Annotated in this window: 16 protein-coding genes; 5 read left to right on the top strand and 11 right to left on the bottom strand. The window is 36.0% G+C overall.

From position 1 onward, the window contains the following. Positions 1–77 precede the first annotated feature (77 nt). Positions 78–653 (bottom strand): aminodeoxychorismate synthase component II, encoded by a 576-nt coding sequence (locus tag JEP71_RS12320; protein ID WP_100159719.1) that lies wholly within the window; start codon positions 651–653, stop codon positions 78–80. A 373-nt stretch (positions 654–1026) separates the two neighbouring features. Beyond that, positions 1027–1596, bottom strand: coding sequence for a peptidylprolyl isomerase A (ppiA, locus tag JEP71_RS12315; RefSeq protein WP_069369599.1), 570 nt, complete (start codon positions 1594–1596; stop codon positions 1027–1029). Positions 1597–1866: 270 nt separating this feature from the next. On the opposite strand from ppiA, the gene yihA reads away from it, so the two are divergent. Next, entirely contained in the window at positions 1867–2499 is a 633-nt protein-coding gene (gene yihA, locus JEP71_RS12310) for a ribosome biogenesis GTP-binding protein YihA/YsxC (RefSeq protein ID WP_099075959.1), read from the top strand. A gap of 151 nt (positions 2500–2650) precedes the next feature. Here yihA and JEP71_RS17760 read toward each other — a convergent pair whose 3' ends face one another. Then, complete coding sequence (locus tag JEP71_RS17760; protein WP_438361642.1) at positions 2651–2698, bottom strand: hypothetical protein; 48 nt, start codon at positions 2696–2698, stop codon at positions 2651–2653. Positions 2699–2984: 286 nt separating this feature from the next. On the opposite strand from JEP71_RS17760, the gene def reads away from it, so the two are divergent. Further along, positions 2985–3503 (top strand): peptide deformylase, encoded by a 519-nt coding sequence (gene def / locus JEP71_RS12305; protein WP_151436305.1) that lies wholly within the window; start codon positions 2985–2987, stop codon positions 3501–3503. Positions 3504–3610: 107 nt separating this feature from the next. Here the strand turns inward: def and polA are convergent, their stop codons facing one another. The 4 genes from polA to JEP71_RS12285 form a co-directional block, all read right to left on the bottom strand. Beyond that, positions 3611–6409: a DNA polymerase I gene (gene polA / locus JEP71_RS12300; RefSeq protein ID WP_198626318.1), complete on the bottom strand. Its 2799-nt coding sequence runs from the start codon at positions 6407–6409 to the stop codon at positions 3611–3613. A gap of 637 nt (positions 6410–7046) precedes the next feature. After that, positions 7047–7670 (bottom strand): thiol:disulfide interchange protein DsbA, encoded by a 624-nt coding sequence (gene dsbA, locus JEP71_RS12295; protein ID WP_109374234.1) that lies wholly within the window; start codon positions 7668–7670, stop codon positions 7047–7049. A 20-nt stretch (positions 7671–7690) separates the two neighbouring features. Then, on the bottom strand, positions 7691–8686 hold the full coding sequence (locus tag JEP71_RS12290; RefSeq protein WP_198626317.1) for a serine/threonine protein kinase: 996 nt from the start codon (positions 8684–8686) through the stop codon (positions 7691–7693). A gap of 14 nt (positions 8687–8700) precedes the next feature. Next, complete coding sequence (locus JEP71_RS12285; RefSeq protein WP_023583277.1) at positions 8701–8970, bottom strand: YihD family protein; 270 nt, start codon at positions 8968–8970, stop codon at positions 8701–8703. A gap of 220 nt (positions 8971–9190) precedes the next feature. Here JEP71_RS12285 and mobA point away from each other — a divergent pair, with 220 nt between their 5' ends. Further along, entirely contained in the window at positions 9191–9775 is a 585-nt protein-coding gene (gene mobA, locus JEP71_RS12280) for a molybdenum cofactor guanylyltransferase MobA (protein WP_198620050.1), read from the top strand. An 11-nt stretch (positions 9776–9786) separates the two neighbouring features. Next, on the top strand, positions 9787–10305 hold the full coding sequence (gene mobB / locus JEP71_RS12275; protein ID WP_198620051.1) for a molybdopterin-guanine dinucleotide biosynthesis protein MobB: 519 nt from the start codon (positions 9787–9789) through the stop codon (positions 10303–10305). A 49-nt stretch (positions 10306–10354) separates the two neighbouring features. Here the strand turns inward: mobB and JEP71_RS12270 are convergent, their stop codons facing one another. Together JEP71_RS12270 and JEP71_RS12265 are read right to left on the bottom strand one after the other, a co-directional pair. Further along, on the bottom strand, positions 10355–11596 hold the full coding sequence (locus tag JEP71_RS12270) for a PDDEXK-like family protein (protein WP_198620052.1): 1242 nt from the start codon (positions 11594–11596) through the stop codon (positions 10355–10357). A gap of 152 nt (positions 11597–11748) precedes the next feature. Beyond that, positions 11749–13407 carry an alpha-glucosidase gene (locus JEP71_RS12265; RefSeq protein WP_198626316.1) on the bottom strand — a complete coding sequence of 553 codons (1659 nt, stop codon included), beginning with the start codon at positions 13405–13407 and terminating at the stop codon, positions 11749–11751. 216 nt (positions 13408–13623) lie between these two features. On the opposite strand from JEP71_RS12265, the gene JEP71_RS12260 reads away from it, so the two are divergent. Next, positions 13624–14604: a LacI family DNA-binding transcriptional regulator gene (locus tag JEP71_RS12260; protein ID WP_198626315.1), complete on the top strand. Its 981-nt coding sequence runs from the start codon at positions 13624–13626 to the stop codon at positions 14602–14604. A gap of 285 nt (positions 14605–14889) precedes the next feature. Here the strand turns inward: JEP71_RS12260 and JEP71_RS12255 are convergent, their stop codons facing one another. Together JEP71_RS12255 and JEP71_RS12250 are read right to left on the bottom strand one after the other, a co-directional pair. Then, positions 14890–15384, bottom strand: coding sequence for a RidA family protein (locus JEP71_RS12255; RefSeq protein WP_198620055.1), 495 nt, complete (start codon positions 15382–15384; stop codon positions 14890–14892). A gap of 45 nt (positions 15385–15429) precedes the next feature. Then, positions 15430–16851, bottom strand: a complete 1422-nt coding sequence (locus JEP71_RS12250) for an NAD(P)/FAD-dependent oxidoreductase (RefSeq protein WP_198626314.1) — start codon at positions 16849–16851, stop codon at positions 15430–15432. Positions 16852–17406 lie beyond the last annotated feature (555 nt).

Raw genomic sequence — 17406 nt, 5'->3', positions numbered from 1 at the left:
AATCACTAAATATGAATAAAAAATCAAATGTGGTTTTGTATAAAAAGGCTTTATTTCGCTATTTAAATGCTATCCATTTAATATTTAAGGAAATTATTTAATAGCTCATGTCCTTGTTCACTTAAAATACTTTCTGGGTGAAATTGAACCCCTTCAATTGGCAGAGTACGATGGCGAATTCCCATAATTTCATCAACATTTCCATCATGTTGGCTCCATGCCGTCACTTCAAAGGGAACCGGTAATGTCGTCGCATCAATCACTAAAGAGTGGTAACGCGTCACATTTAAAGGCCGATTAAGTCCCTTAAAAACACCTTGTTGATTATGATGTATTAATGAATTTTTACCATGCATCACTTCTCGTGCTCTGATAACTGATGCACCAAAAGCTTGTCCTATCGCTTGATGTCCAAGACAAACGCCAAGAATAGGAATTTCACCGGCAAACCGCTGTATAGCCTCAAGAGAGATCCCAGCTTCATCAGGAGTACAAGGTCCTGGCGAGATAACAAGATGTGCTGGCATCATCTTTTCTATCTCTTTAAGTCCGATCTCATCGTTACGCTTAACAACAACCTCAGCACCCAATTCACAGAAATACTGATAGAGGTTGTAGGTAAACGAGTCGTAATTATCAATAAGTAACAGCATATTAGCCTATCCGACTGATTTTCTTATCATTATCTATTTTATTACTATTTTAAAGCGAGTGTAGATTTGCCAAAATAGCTCGTTGTTTAACCGACTTGGGTACAACAAAGCCGATTATCATAGCACAGGTGTAAAATATGAATAGTAAGCAAGAAAACCTGCTGATTTATTGCGCAATAACAAGAATGACGGTAATTGATGATGAATAGAGTGATTAATAGCGTAGTGAATACTTATTGCAGGAGATCACACGAAAAAAGGAAGGATAAAAAAGATTTTTTTGTACTAAAAATCCCGGAATGAAAATATTCATTCCGGTTTATATGCATTTTATCTTATTAGAATAAGTAAATATCCTATCCTAATAATGCGTTTATTGTTTTACGACTTCCGCAGATAAAATAGTGACCGTTTTTACTGGCACATTTTGGTAAGGTCCAATATTACGAGTTGGAGCTTGTGAAATTTTATCAACTACATCCATTCCTTTCACAACTTTACCAAATACGGCATAGCCAAAATCACGTTGACCGTGATCTAAAAATGCATTGTCAGCCACATTAATAAAGAATTGGCTGGTTGCGCTGTCTTTATCTGATGTGCGAGCCATGGCAATAGAACCTTTTACATTGCGTAATCCATTGTCGGCTTCATTTTTAATTGGCGCTCTGGTTTGTTTTTGCTGTAAATCAGCAGTAAAACCACCGCCTTGAACCATAAAGCCAGGAATAACACGATGAAAAGTGGTGCCGTTATAGTACCCATCTTCGACATACTGAATAAAATTTTTCGTTGTAATTGGGGCTTTTTTATTATCCAGTGATATTTCAATATTGCCTTCAGAGGTGACTAATTTAACGAAGGTTTCTCCCGTTGCCATTGCAAAAGTCGCTGTTGTTAAAGTGCAAGCGGTAACGAAGGTGACAAGAAAACGTTTTAACATGCAGGGATCCTTTACTTTAATAGTCTACAACTTACTTAATATGCAGCGATTCTAATTCGCTGAGGTAAATAGTGCCAATCATTTACCTTTATTTACGCTCAATAAGTCTAATTACGTTATAACAGGGTAAATTTTAATTTTTAAGCACTGTTATAAGTCATTAAATTGCGCCAAAATAGAGCAAATAAATATTTTAGATATTCATTTTCATGCAAAATTGAAATGAGTATGCATGAAAAGCCGCATTATTTCAGAGAGGTTTATACCATAATGACCCAATTTAATTACCAAAAAGCACATTTCATCATCAGTGCACCTGATATCCGTCATTTACCACCAGATACAGGAATTGAAATTGCCTTTGCGGGTCGCTCTAATGCCGGTAAATCCAGTGCTTTAAATGCGTTAACCCAACAAAATGGATTAGCCAGAACCAGTAAAACCCCAGGCCGTACGCAATTAATCAACCTTTTTCAAATTGAAGAAGGCTTACGCTTAGTCGATTTACCAGGCTACGGCTATGCCCAAGTTCCTGAAGAAATGAAGCGTAAATGGCAACGCTCTTTAGGTGAATACCTACAAAAAAGAGAGTGCTTAAAAGGTGTGGTTATTTTAATGGATATTCGTCATCCATTAAAAGATCTCGATATGCAAATGATTGACTGGGCTGTGGGCTCAGAGCTTCCTACTCTCGTTTTACTGACTAAAGCGGATAAACTCGCATCAGGCGCGCGTAAAAAGCAGTTAATGAGCGTACGTGAAGAGCTGGCAAATAAAGTAGGCGATATCCGCGTAGAATACTTTTCATCATTGAAAAAAATTGGCATTGATAAGCTACGTAACACACTTAATGAATGGTTTTCAGGCTCAGAAGAACAGCCTACAAATGATGACAACGCTTAATTATCTTCTTTTTTCTCAACGATAGCGTTCTGATCTTCTATTGATAAAAGGGAAATCACTTTTCCCTTTCACTTCTCGCACAAACCACTTCAGTGAATTTTAGATAAAAAAATGCCCCAGTCGAAATAAAGTCGACTGGGGCAGCTAATATTCAGCTAAATCCGATTACGTGAAGTAAAAGGTCTGAAAGATAGAACATCTTACCTCTGTACCCTACGAGAGATAATGTACTCTATTTTATTGGTTAATAAAAGCCCTTTTGTAATTTTTTTTCACATGCAGACACGATTCAGCTATGTGTTTATGTATTCAAACCATAAATAAATGTAGTTTAATTACATAATTATGAGACTTTAATCACTTACGTGAATATGATTAAAAATAGAACAAATCACACAAAAGGTGCGGTTTATCCTTAATGATTTTGTGATACGCTTATTGCGAGACCGTAGTAAATATGTAATTAGCGATAAAATGAGGTATCCATGGCTGTATTAACGCTCCTGCGTTTTCCAGATGAGCGTCTGCGCAGAGTCGCAGTACCAGTGGAAAAAGTAGATGACGAAATACGCACATTAATCGATGACATGATTGAAACCATGTACGCAGAACGAGGTATTGGCTTAGCAGCACCTCAGGTTAATGTATCTAAACGCATTGTTGTAATTGATGTTTCTGAAAACCGAGATCAACCGATTGCACTTATCAATCCTGAAATTATCAGCACTGAAGATGAAGTGATGGATATGATGGATGGGTGTCTATCTATTCCAGATTCTTTTGCCCCAACAGAGCGTTACCGCTTCTTAAAGGTTAAGGCATTGGATAGAAATGGTGATGAAATTGAATTTGAAGCCGCTGATTTGTTTGCAGGCTGCATTCAGCATGAGTTAGACCATCTTGATGGCAAACTTTTTATTGACCATTTATCTCCGTTAAAACGCCAACGGATTGAGAAAAAACAGAAGAAATTAAGCAAGCTGATAGACTCGCAAGTTGCTTAATTATTCACTTATCTCTTTTTCACATGTTGATAAGTTTTGACATAAAAAATAAAGGGCACAATGTATTTCATTGTGCCCTTTTAATATTTAAAAACGATACTTAAAAACTAGTGTGCTTCATCCCAGTTATTACCAATACCCACTTCCACTTTCAACGGAATAGCTAATTCCATACTGCTTTCCATCAATTTATGGATCATGATATTTGCGTTCTCTAGGTAAGACTCTCGCACTTCAAACACTAATTCATCGTGTACTTGCATAATCATATGCACATCAGCAGGACATTCATTGCAAATCCAATTATCCACAGCAATCATAGCTTTTTTGATAATATCCGCAGCGGTACCCTGCATTGGCGCATTAATCGCCTCACGCTCTGAAGCTTTACGACGAATTGCATTCTTTGAATTAATTTCTGGTAAATAGAGGCGACGACCATCTAACGTTTCAACATAGCCTTGTTCAGAAGCTTGTTTACGTGTGCGCTCCATATAGTCCAAGACACCTGGATAACGTTCAAAATAGAGATCCATATAACGCTGAGCTTCTCTTCTCTCAACACCAATCTGTTGCGATAAGCCAAATGCGCTCATGCCATAAATAAGACCAAAGTTGATCGCTTTCGCACTACGACGTTGCTCAGAGGTGACGTCTTCTAAAGGTATACCAAACACTTCAGATGCAGTTGCACGGTGAATATCTTTACCTTGAGCAAAGGCATCTAACAAACCTTTATCTTGCGATAAATGTGCCATGATCCGTAATTCAATTTGTGAATAGTCGGCAGCAACAATTTTAAAACCTTCACGCGCAATAAATGCTTGGCGAATTCGACGCCCTTCTTCATTTCTCACTGGAATATTTTGAAGATTCGGATCACGAGAAGATAAACGCCCCGTTGCCGTCACTGCTTGATGATATGAAGTATGTACACGCTTCGTCTTACTATTTACCATCAATGGTAATTTATCAGTATAGGTAGATTTCAGTTTCGCAAGACCACGATGCTCTAAGATTAAGCGAGGCAATTCATGGCTATGTGCTAATTCTTCTAATACTTCTTCATTGGTAGATGGCGCCCCTTTCGGGGTTTTCTTGATAACTGGCAATTGCAATTTATCAAATAAAATTTCTTGTAACTGCTTAGGTGAAGAGAGATTAAACTCTTGTCCAGCTAACGCAAACGTCTCTTTTTCAATTTCAGCCAAACGTTGTGTAATTTCTTGAGATTGAACAGCTAACACTTGAGCATCAATTAATACTCCCTTGCGTTCCATTCTAGAAAGCACAGGAACTAATGGCATTTCGATATCGCGGTAAACATGCTTAAGAGGCTCAATAGCGTCTATTTGAGGATATAGCGCTTGATGGAGTAATAAAGTGATATCGGCATCTTCAGCCGCATATAACGTCGCTTGCTCAACCTCAATTTGGTTAAAGGTAAGTTGACCTTTACCTTTACCCGCGATCTCTTCAAATGTCGTGGTTTTATGGTTTAAATGTTTTTCAGCCAAAGTATCCATATCATGTCGATTACTCACGCTATTTAATACGTAAGACTCCAACATCGTATCAAAATGAATACCGTTTAATTCGATACCTTCATTTTCCATAATGCCACGATCAAACTTCAAGTTTTGCCCAATTTTTAAAATATTTTTATCTTCTAAAATGGGTTTTAATGCCACTAGCACTTCATTAACAGGAAGTTGGTCTGGCGCATCTAAATACTCATGACGTAGTGGAATATAAGCGGCTTTACCCGGCTCAATAGCAAATGATAATCCCACTAAACGAGCATCAATATTATTTAAACTATCCGTTTCTGTATCGAATGCAAATGCAGGTGCTTTTTTGAGAAGCTCAACCCATCGCGCCAGACTTTCATGCGTTAAGACAGCTTCATAATTCTCTTGTGTAATAACAGGAAAATTAGCTGATACAGGTGCTTCTTTGGGTTTAACAGCTTCTGAGGTGTAAGGCACTGCAACTTTGTGTGTACTGCGTTGTGCTAACCAGCCACCATTTTGAAGATCACTTATCCAGCGTTTAAATTCATAACGCGTGAACATCTCTAATAATTGATCTAAATTTGGCTCATTAACCACTAAATCATCAAACGTTTTATCGAGTTCAACATCAGTTTTAATCGTTGCCAACTTATAAGAAAGTTTTGCCACTTTCTCATGCTCTGCCATTTTAGCGCCAAGTGTTTTAGCGCCACGGAAATTCAATGTTGCAATATTATCAAGCTGTTGATAGATATCATCTAAACTACCAAGCCCTTGTAGAAGACCTAGTGCGGTTTTTTCACCAACACCGGGGACACCAGGGATGTTATCCGATGAATCGCCCATCAATGCGAGGAAATCAATAATCAGTTCAGGAGGAACGCCATATTTTTCTTTAACTTCATCAGGACCCAAAATAACGTTGGTCATGGTGTTAATCAGCGTGATCTTTGGCGTCACTAATTGCGCCATATCTTTATCGCCGGTGCTTATTAGGACATCACGCCCATCAGCCGCCGCTTTTAGTGCCAATGTTCCAATAACATCATCCGCTTCCACACCTGAAATAGATAACAAGGGTAAACCCATTGCTTGCACCATCTCATGTAAAGGCGCTATTTGTTCACGCAGATCATCTGGCATTGGAGGACGATTAGATTTGTATTCCTCATACAACTCATCACGGAATGTTTTACCTTTAGCGTCAAACACAACCGCAACATGGCTTGGCTTATACTGTATTATCAAGCTACGCAACATGTTCAACACACCATACATCGCACCCGTTGGCTCACCTTGGCTATTGGTTAGCGGTGGAAAGGCATGATAGGCACGATAAAGGTATGAAGAGCCATCTACAAGGATAAAGGGGTTTTCTGCTATCTGGACCATAATCTGTTCATCATTGTTCTGAGGTTCGTTGATATGACTAGAATGCCACATCACAGCCCAATAGACGAATTTTACCTGTTCTTAAATGCAGAAATTCGGCTTAAATACTCAATTATTTATTATTAACCGAACTTAACAGAAAGAATAAGTATGAATGATAACTTAATATTAATTAAAGTACTTTTTTATCAGAAGCCATATCCATTAATCTGATTTCAATTAAAAACGAAGAATAAAAAGTAAACTTACTGTGTAAATTAGAAAGTATTTAAGATAGAGCTATTTATTCATCATAAATATTAACGTTCATATTAGTATCATCTTTTTTATTAAGGATTTATTTTTTAGACAACACCAGAACAACCTGTGGATAACTCTGTGAGTAGTTTTGTAACTCTCTCTATATTAATAAGTTAGCTTCCTTTTAAATTTATTAACACAATTAAAAAATCAATCACTTAGCGAAATCATTAAGATATTATAAATTAATCTCAATATTTTTTATTAATGTGGATAGTTATATTATGACAAAAATATGAAAGTAAAAAAAATAGCACTCCTATGTCTTGAGTGCTATTTTTCATATAAGAATCTATATACTTTTACTTAGTCTATATAGGAAAAAATTAAGCCTATATTATTTTTTCAGCAATAATTGATTCACAATATCAGAATATGTTTTTGCATACTCTTCTGGTGATTTTGCGCTGATACCATCATTTTTCATTTTATATTTACCACCAATGATCATGGCAGGAACACCATTGATTTGAAAATCAGCGACAGCATTTTGTTGTTGGCTAACTAAAGAATTCACCACAAAGCTATTCATTGCAGCATCATAATCTTCGCCTTTAACGCCAGCCTTAATAAAGGCATTACGGATATCGTCAACAGAGCGAATAGATTGCGTTTCTTGAATACCTTTAAATAAAACTGGAGAAACTTGATCTTCAACACCTAAGGCCATTGCTACAGCCCAAGAACGTGTTAAGTCTTTACCTAAAGGTCCTAAGAAATCAACGTGGTAGCGGACAATATTAGTATTTTCTGGTACATTCTTTTCAACAGTACTATTGACTTTATACACTTCAGAAAATTGATAACAATGTGGGCAATAAAAAGAGAAAAACTCAACAACATCAGGCGCTGATGCAACAGGTTTAGAAAGGTTCGTATACTGTTTTCCTTCAGAAAAATCAGCAGCAGAAACACTGAATGCTAACACCATACTTGCTAACGCCAGCCAAATCTTTTTCATTTCTCATCGTCTCCTAAGAATTAATACATTGGACTAAGTTGTAAAGGAGGCTCATTTAACTGCTCCACTTGTCCCTTGAATAAGGCTAATTGCTTAAACCAAAAATCTTGCTCTTGAAACCAAATAAAAGCACGAGGGAAAGCAGGATCATTCCAGCGTTTTAATACCCACGCGAGATAATGCACCATTCTCATTGCTCTTAGTGGTTCAATTAATGACAATTCACGTAAATCAAAATCTTGGTATTCATAATAAGACTCAAGGATCGTATCTAACTGTATAACCTGCTCTTGCCGTGAGCCATTTAATAACATCCAAAAGTCTTGTACCGCAGGTCCCATTCGGGAATCATCAAAGTCAACCATTACAACTTCATCACGCCACAATATATTACCGGGATGGCAATCACCATGTAGCCGTAATATTTGCCATGCAGAGTCCTCTATTCTAGGACGCACATCATGAATAAGTTTATCTATAACCTCTATAAATTGAGGTTTGAGGTTATTAGGAATTAACGCACTACTTTCAAATTCTAATTTGGGCGCTATCAGATATTCTGCAATAGAAACTGTCGGTCGGTACTCATAACTCTTTTTTCTGCCTATTTGATGAATGCGCCCTAATGTGCGTCCTACTTCTTCTAGCTGAAATAAATTATCAGTTTCATATGCTCTTCCCCCTATGCTAGGGAATATTGCAAAATAAAAGCCATTATCAGAGAAATGAACTGTCTCACTATTAATCATTAAAGGGGCAGCAACGGATACCTCTGCCTCCTTTAATGCTAAAACGAATTCATGTTCTTCTTTTATTTGTTCATACGACCAGCGTTGAGGGCGATAAAATTTCACCACATAACGTTGTCGATGCTCATCCATAAATTGAAAAACACGATTTTCATAGCTATTTAATTCCGTTAACCCTGACTCAGGATAAAAACCGATTTTAACTAACGCGTCCCAAATGTTATCAGGTGAAAGTCCCTGAAAATTAAATGAGGCAGACATTTCCATTTTCTATCCTGAATTTAATCTTTAATCACGCCACGAGCACGTAAAATGGCGGTTTTAAAATCTTCTTCGTAATCTTTTTTCAGTCCTGGTATCACATCTGTTGGCGCTGAACCGCGCATTTTCAGATGGTAAATCAAAATATCATCAGTCAGATCAGATAATTGACCTTTAAAACCCGCTTCATCAGCCAGTTTCTGCAATAATTGAATTAAGTTTAAATCAGAATTTTCTTCCCAAACTGGGTGCAATAATTCCATAACTTCATTAAGACGGTGACATTTCATACAAAAAATCCTTATTATTAATTACAACAACAAAGTACCAATTATTATCCGATAGAAAAAGGAAACCTCTGTCAATATGCGTAAAGATTACGCTTTTTTGATAAAAATTGCTGTCGCTTTACATGAAATCTCATTAAGTCGATATTTTTTATTAGTATATCGTCTTTCCTTGATAAAAATCGTTCGGAAAATTTAGCCAATTTATTCACAAATATTGAATATGAAAATGAAGAATATTACAGGCGGTATACTTGCGGGTGGCCAAGCAACACGAATGGGAGGAGCTGATAAAGGGCTTCAAATTCTACATGGACAGCCTTTATACCGCCATATTGCCCAAAAACTAGCACCGCAAGTTGATAGCATACTGATTAGTGCTAACCGAAATTTAGAACAATATCGCCAAAGCCAATATCCTGTTATTACAGATGAAATAGAAGGATTTTCAGGGCCTTTAGCTGGCATGCTCACGTTATTAAAGCAAGCTTCAACACCTTGGGTTGCTTTTGTACCTTGCGATGTCCCCTATTTCCCTCTTAATTTAGTTGAAAAACTCTATGAGCAAAGAGGCGATGCATTAGCCGTTTATGTTGATGATGGTGAAAGAGAACATCCTACCTTAGCACTGCTAAATCGTCGTATTATTCCAATGCTAGAAACTTATTTAGCACAAGGTGATCGAAAATTAATGTTGTTTATGAAACAGATAAATGCGCATTCTGTTTTATTTGCGGATCAAGCAAGTGCTTTTATTAATTTAAATACCCCTGACGATATTGAAAAAGCCAACAAATTAAAAAAATAGGAATGAAAAATATGGCACAAGTAGATTTACCCCTTTTAGGGATCACGGCGTGGAGTGGAACGGGTAAAACGACACTACTAAAACAGCTTATTCCAGAATTACGCAAAAGAGAAATTCGTGTAGGCATGATCAAGCACACTCATCATGATATGGATGTGGATAAGCCCGGAAAAGACAGTTACGAACTCAGAAAAGCAGGAGCAGATCAGACATTAGTCGCAAGCCAACAACGTTGGGCATTAATGACAGAGACGCCAGAACTACCAGAATTAGATTTGTATTACCTCGCATCTCGTTTTGATACGAGTAAGCTAGATTTAATCTTAGTCGAAGGCTTTAAAGGCGAAGCTATTCCTAAAATTGCGCTCTATCGCCATATCAACGAACGTAATTTTAATGACTTACTTGATGAGCACGTTATTGCCGTCGCCAGTGATTGTGATTTAAACGTAGATTTCCCACTACTAGATATCAATGCACCCGAGGCTATTGCAGAATTTATTGCAGATTGGCTTAAAAACAATAAATGATCGTTGTGGGCTATTTTTATAGCCCACATAAATGACAGTCTCTTAAATACTATTCTAATAATTCTAAATCAAATTCGTCACTGATTGTTTTAATAATAGTCACCACAGTTTCTGCAAAACTGTCTTCGCCAAAATCTCTCAACATTAGCCAAATATTATCATCAGCATTCCAATTCTGTGGCATATTGAGGCTTTCTTCTGAATATGCATACCAAGGATAATTTTCAGCATTTAGTTGACACTCAACATAATAGTCAGGAAATATTCGTTCAATTTCACTTTGAATTTCAGTGTAGTTCTTTAATTTATTTCTTTTGGGTGCTTCATTTTTTCTTTCAAAGCCCCAATAAAAATCTCTTAAATTTGAACTCTCAAATTTAAACACCAAATAATAAAGGCTATCATCGTTAAAATCGACATAAAATCCAGACTCTTTTTTCCCTTTTCTAAAGTCTTCTTCATCAAAATAAAAATCTATAGAGAGCTCATCTGTTTTATTTATAATATGAGTTATAAACTCATTCATTATTGACAACTTAATATTTTCTATGCTTTTAGAAATTAAAAGAGCAGAGCTAATTGCATCATTATCTTCTAATATTTTTTCTACTATTTCGTCTTGCAATTCCATATTTAACTCGTAATTAATTTCTGAATTAATAAATTTTATAATAGATTCAATAAACATTTTTACCTGAATTGACTCTATTTTATAGGAGCATTCTTCTAACCATTTAATAATTTCATAATAAGTAATATGGTGAATATTATCTTTTATCTCTTTATCTGTATCTTTAGATAAAGAATACTCGCTATATTCGGAATTACTTAAATAAAATAAGATCCATTTTTTTCGACTTCTTCCTGCTCTTTTTTTCAACCAGCAGCCATAATCATATAACTGATTTTCTTCATCTTCAGCCCATGGTTTATTCTCAATACCTATCAATAAATCAGATGTTTCAACAAAAATATCTAAACGGCGATAACTATCGTCTCGCTCAACTGCCTGTTCAAGGCAGACTGATTTTACAGACTGATATTTATTATTTTTAATAAAATGTTTATAGAAATTTTGAGTAAATAATTTACCCTGAGCATGCGTTTCTGTTGGATCAAGTAGAAATGCTAAGCATTTTGAAATTGTGTTTTCATTTATCTTGAATAGAGATAAAGGTGAAAAATCTGGACTTAGCTTTTTATAGTAGCGCTTTTTCGCTTTGTCATAAGATTTTCGTTCTGTCGTAATACGTTGGATTACTTTATGAACAATAGCTGGGGAAATATCCATGTTTTTTCTAGTAATAAAAATAAGGTAATTTAGTTTATGTCTAATGTTGATTTCTAATTTAAACAATATCACCAATAAAATATAGCTAACAGATAGATTAATAAAAATAGGTTCCAATGAAGATCAGAACCTATCCATTAAAGTAATTATTTTCATTCAAAAATAATTGCTTGATAAGGTTGAAGAATAAGACCACCTTGCGCATCTTCCACTATTGGGCTGTTATGCAAATAAATATCTTTAGCTTTAATGGTAAGTGCTTTTTCTTCACCACTAAAATTACAGTAAATATTGACTGAGTTACCATCATAAGTACGCTTAAAAGCAATCACATTTTCTGGTGAAACCAATGGCGAGAATTCACCATAGACCAAAATATCACTGATCTTTGAATGTCGTCTTAATGCAATTAATTGTTGATAATAAGCGAAAAGAGAATGTTTATCTTGTGTCTCTTGCTCTGCATTAATATCCACATAATTAGGGTTAACTTTTAGCCATGGCTTTCCAGTACTAAAACCACCATTTATTTCACGATCCCATTGAAAAGGTGTTCTTGAATTATCACGGCTACGGTCATTAAAGTATTCAATTATTTGCTCGTCGCTATAACCTAATTTTTCACCCCATTCATATAATTTAAAAACATGCAAATCATCATGTTCTTCTAATGTCATTGGGCAATTAGTCATGCCAATTTCTTGCCCTTGATAAATAAAAGGAGTTCCTCGTTGAGTTAATAAAAATGTCGCTAACATTTTGGCACTAGTTACATTAATCGCCCCTTTAGGAAGAAATTTATTTAATGAACGAGGCTGATCATGATTTTCTAAATAAGGTGCTCCCCAACCTACGCGTTGAGTATCTAGCTGACTTTTAATAAATACAGGTTTTAATCTTTCACCTGTGATTGGATTAATGGTAAATGGTTTCTCATTACGAATATCTAAATCAGCGATACTAAAATCAAATACCATGGAAAAATAACCATTCTCGCCAACATAAGCGCGTAAATCTTTTTCAGGTACATCAATTTCTGCAACCGTCATACTATTTGCAGGCTTAAAAGTATTCTCGACTAATTCAGTTAAAAACTTATCAATACCAGGTTGATTTAATACCCAAGGCACTAAAGACGCTGAACCATCATCTTTATCAGGTTCAAATTGATATTCAGATAAGGCTTCAGGTGATTTTTTTAAATTACCAATCGCATCAATACGAAATCCTGCAACACCTTTTTTGATCCAGACATTTATCATGTTGATAATATCTTTACGTAATTGTGGGTTTTCCCAGTTTAAATCCGGTTGTTCAGGGCCAAAGGAATTGAAATACCAACGATTAGTTTCTCCAACGCGACTCCAAACGGAGCAATCAAAATAAGTGCGTAAATTATTAGGAGGAGTCGGCTTATCCCATTGTTTAAAAATATAATAATCGCTATATGGGCTATTAGGATCTTCAATTGCCGCTTTAAACCAAGGATGCTCATCAGAAGAGTGATTTAATACTAAATCTAATAGAATTTTAATATCACGTTTTTTAGCTTCGCTAATAAGTTTATCTAACGCGTTATTATCACCAAAGATAGGATCGACAACAGAATAATCAGCAATATCATAACCATTGTCTTTCATTGGTGATTTAAAAATCGGACATAACCAAATAACGTTTGTACCAAGTGACTGAATATAATCTAATTTCTCCGTGATCCCAGCTAAATCGCCGACACCATCCCCGTTACTATCATAATAACTCTTGGGATAAATTTGATAGACCACGGCATCTTTCCACCAAGTATTAGACATATTCACCTCACTAAGGTAATTAGCATATATGGAACTGTTCCATAATTAATATAAGATACTATAGGCACTAAAAGAGAGGGTAAGGTAATTAACATACTAAAATGTGAAATAGCTCATACTAAAAAAACACAATTACCTCAATAAAGATGGGTTTGTCATAATCATATTAAGATATATTAAGTCATCAACTAATTGAAAGGAGCAACAGCATATTCAATGGCCGGGATCCGTGATGTCGCAAAAAAAGCCAATGTCGCAGCAAGCACTGTTTCCAGAGCATTAAATAACAGTGGCTATGTGTCTCAAGCTGCACGAGAAAAAATAAAAAAAGCGGTTGAGGAATTAGATTATATTCCAGATACTTGGCTAAGAAATTTATATCAACAAAAGAGTGCTGTTGTTGGTGTCATTATTAATAGCCTTGAATACCCTTATTTTGCGACAGTGACACGTTTTATTGAAAATAAGCTCGCTGAAAATGGCTATAGCATGATGTTATGTGCAACACAAAATAGCAAAGTACGTGAACGTATATTTTTTGATATGCTTAAACGCGGTCAGATCGACGGTATTATTGCAGAATATCTGTTATTGGATGATAGTGAATATCAGCATATTCAAAGACCAGTGGTAACGCTAGATCGTCATCTTCGTGATATTCCATTAGTGTGTTCCGATCACCATACTGGTGGTCGATTAGCAGCAGAACACCTTATTCAAAAAGGTTGCCAAAAAATCCTCTATATTGAAGATAATTCAAGTTATTTATCATCAACCCCTTCATATCAAAGCTGTTTAGCTTTTAAAGAAACGCTTATTCAGGCAGGTATTAAACCTATTCCTTGTAAAGTAAATTGGAAAGAAGAAGAGAAAGACTATTTTCACTCTTTTGCAACAAAAATACTTTCTTTGCATTCAGAGATCGATGCTATTTTTGCTGCTGATATTCCCGCCATGGCATTATTTAATGAAGCAACAAGACGAAATATTGCCATTCCAGAACAATTAAAAATAGTTGCTTACGATGGCAGTCCTTGGTTAAACCAAACACTGCGCCAATTAACCTGTATTGAACAACCCTTTGAAAAACTGGCTGAAAAAAGCGTAGAAGTGATTAGCGCATTAATTGAGAATAAAACAATCACAGATAACATCTCTGTTATTCCAGTGAAGTTTATTCAAGGTGAAAGTAGCTAATTATTGATTCAATTCTTATGACAGTTTTGTGTTGAGATATCGCCATAACATGTCGATACCATAAACATGTCACGCTGTTATGTTTATAAAATCTAGTTTTATCGACATATCGCCATAACATGTCGATACCATAAACATGTCTCGCTATTATGTTTATAAAAACACATTTTATCGACATATCGCCATAATATGTCGATACTATAAAAAAACGCCAAAGAAAGTTACCCTTCTCTAGCGTTTTATTTGATTATGTTTTACTTCAAAATTGAGTAAAAGCTATCGTTCTTATTTTGCAGGACGAACTGCGATAACTTCAATTTCTACACGCCATGCTGGATTAGCCAGTTTTGCGATTTGGAAAGTTGAACGAGCTGGCAGTTGGTCAGTTTTAGAAGCATCAAAGTACTTAGAATAACCGTTCATAAAGCCTTTAAAGTCCATCTCGCCTTTAGTTTCTTCGCCACCAACTAGGAAGACTTGCATTTTCACAACGTCTTTCATGTCTAGGCCAAGTTCATTTAAGTGAGTTTTGATTTGTTCTAATACACTAATAGTTTGTTCTTCAGTATTACCATAAGACGCTAATACGCCTTCTGGTGCATCTGCTGATTTCTTAGCTGGTACTTTACCGCTTAAGAAAACAAGGTTGTTACCTGCACTTACTTCAACAGACTCAGAAATAGGCATACCGTTTAATTTATGGTGTACAACACCTTCCGCATTCGCGCTTGCTACACCAAAAATAAAAGGCAGAGCAACAAGTAAACTTTTATAACGCATGAAAACTCCTTAACATGTTTAATTTACAGTAAAACAAGGGGTTATTTACTTCTTAAAGCGATCCATACTAAATGGTGTTGGATCAATAACAGGTTTCTTACCTGTAACGATATCAGCAGTCACTTCACCAGCAGCAGGGCCTTCGGTCATACCCCATACGGTTGCAGTATTGATAACTAGGCCTGGGTATTCTTTGATTTCAGAAATAATAGGTAATTCATCAAATGTTGGACTAACTACTGCGCCCCAACGTTCAACAACTTGTGATTTTTCAAATACTGGGAATTCAGCTTTCATTCTTTGGAATACAGCATCCAAGTGCTCAGTATTTTGCGTTGCTGTTGCAACACGATATTGTTCAAACGGTGTTTTTTCATCTAATTTCCAAGATGTTGCCATCTTGAATGAGTTGAATAAATCTTCACCGATAGAGAATTCTAATGGCAGCTCACCACCACCTAATAGGTGCATGAACTTAGGCCCTAACAAGAAGCTATCTTTCACGATAGAGCTTGTGAAAATACGAGGTGCGACAGCATAAGTACCATCGGCTTGCTCACGGAAATGGATACCGTTTGGTAAATGCACGTTACCACGAGGTGCACCCGGAACACCTGATACACGTTGCTGTGATAAGTAAACATTCAGCGTTGGAATATCAATGCCCATGTTACCCATAAATAAACGTGACCAAATACCACCAGCAAGAACAACGTGAGATGTTCTAATTGCACCTTTTTCTGTTACAACATCAGAAATTTTACCACCAGCAGTTTCGATGCCTCTTACCGCGCAGTTGGTATAGATTTTTACGCCAATTTGTTTAGCGTAGCGTGCTAATGCAGGTGTGCCTGTTTCTGGATCAACAGAACCTGAGTCTTCTTCAAAAGCGGCCACAGTCCATGGTGTTTGAGCACCAACAAGGCGGTTTGATAACTCTTCACCTTTAATAATGCGCGTGTTTAATGGTGTATCAAATCCAGCCGTTTCTTTTGCTGTTTTGATCCACGCTTGCGCTTTATCAAATGCTTTTTCATCTGCAAGGGCTTCTACTCGACCTTGTGTACGATAACTGGTATCAGCACCAATCTTTTCGTTCATTCCACGCCATAAGATTTTCCCGTAATGGTGTAATGGGAAAATTTCTGGTGATGTTTGATAACTAATAATTTGGCTGTATGCTCGGCCTGATTGTTCACCGCCAATCTCGCCTTTTTCTAAAATAGTGACACTCATGCCACGTTCTGCAAGGTTGATAGCAGTCATGATACCTTGGATACCACCACCAATAATCACTGCATCAGACTCTTTAGGCAGCACACCCTCTGTACCTTCAACAAATGATGCTCTAGATTTAGCTTCAACGAATTTGCCATCACGGCGAACCATTGGAACTAACGCAGCACCACCGGCTAAAACACCCGCAGCACCAACACCTAAAAGCAGCTTTCTCCTTGAAATTTTCATCTTCTACCTCAGTAATGGATTTACTATTTATATTTATAATGTTGTTCATTTATTTCTTTAAAACTGAATAATACCATAGTTCATTATATTGTTAATAATTATAATTATTTGTTAACCATTTCTTAGAACAACAATATCCATAGATACAATATGGTTACTTTAACCATTTTTTTTCATAGAAATTCATCATTTAATGAGCTAGAGATGAAAACCTTGCGTTTATTATCAATTGATAAATAAGAAGATATTTAGAATGGGATAAATTTTTAATAGAAAAAGCAATTGTTTAAATAATTAACATTTTGATACAAATGACGAGGAGGGCTGTAAAATATTGTTTACAAAACAAGCAAAATCTATCGCACAATTGCATAAAATAAAAAGATGATCTGACTATCTAATAGCCTTATTTTTACAAAATAAGTAACTTTACCTAGTAACTGGTTTATGGGTCAGTAAGTAGACGAATATACTTTTTGGAAAATACGTAGAAAAGAGGATATTCGAGTTCGAAATAAAACTGGGGTAAGTACAAATTCTCAATAAAAAAAGCCA

The organism is Proteus sp. PR00224 (genome assembly GCF_016238105.1).
Taxonomy (GTDB): domain Bacteria; phylum Pseudomonadota; class Gammaproteobacteria; order Enterobacterales; family Enterobacteriaceae; genus Proteus.
Note: the sequence above shows the minus strand (reverse complement) of the source record. Positions and strands in the feature narration are given on the sequence as shown.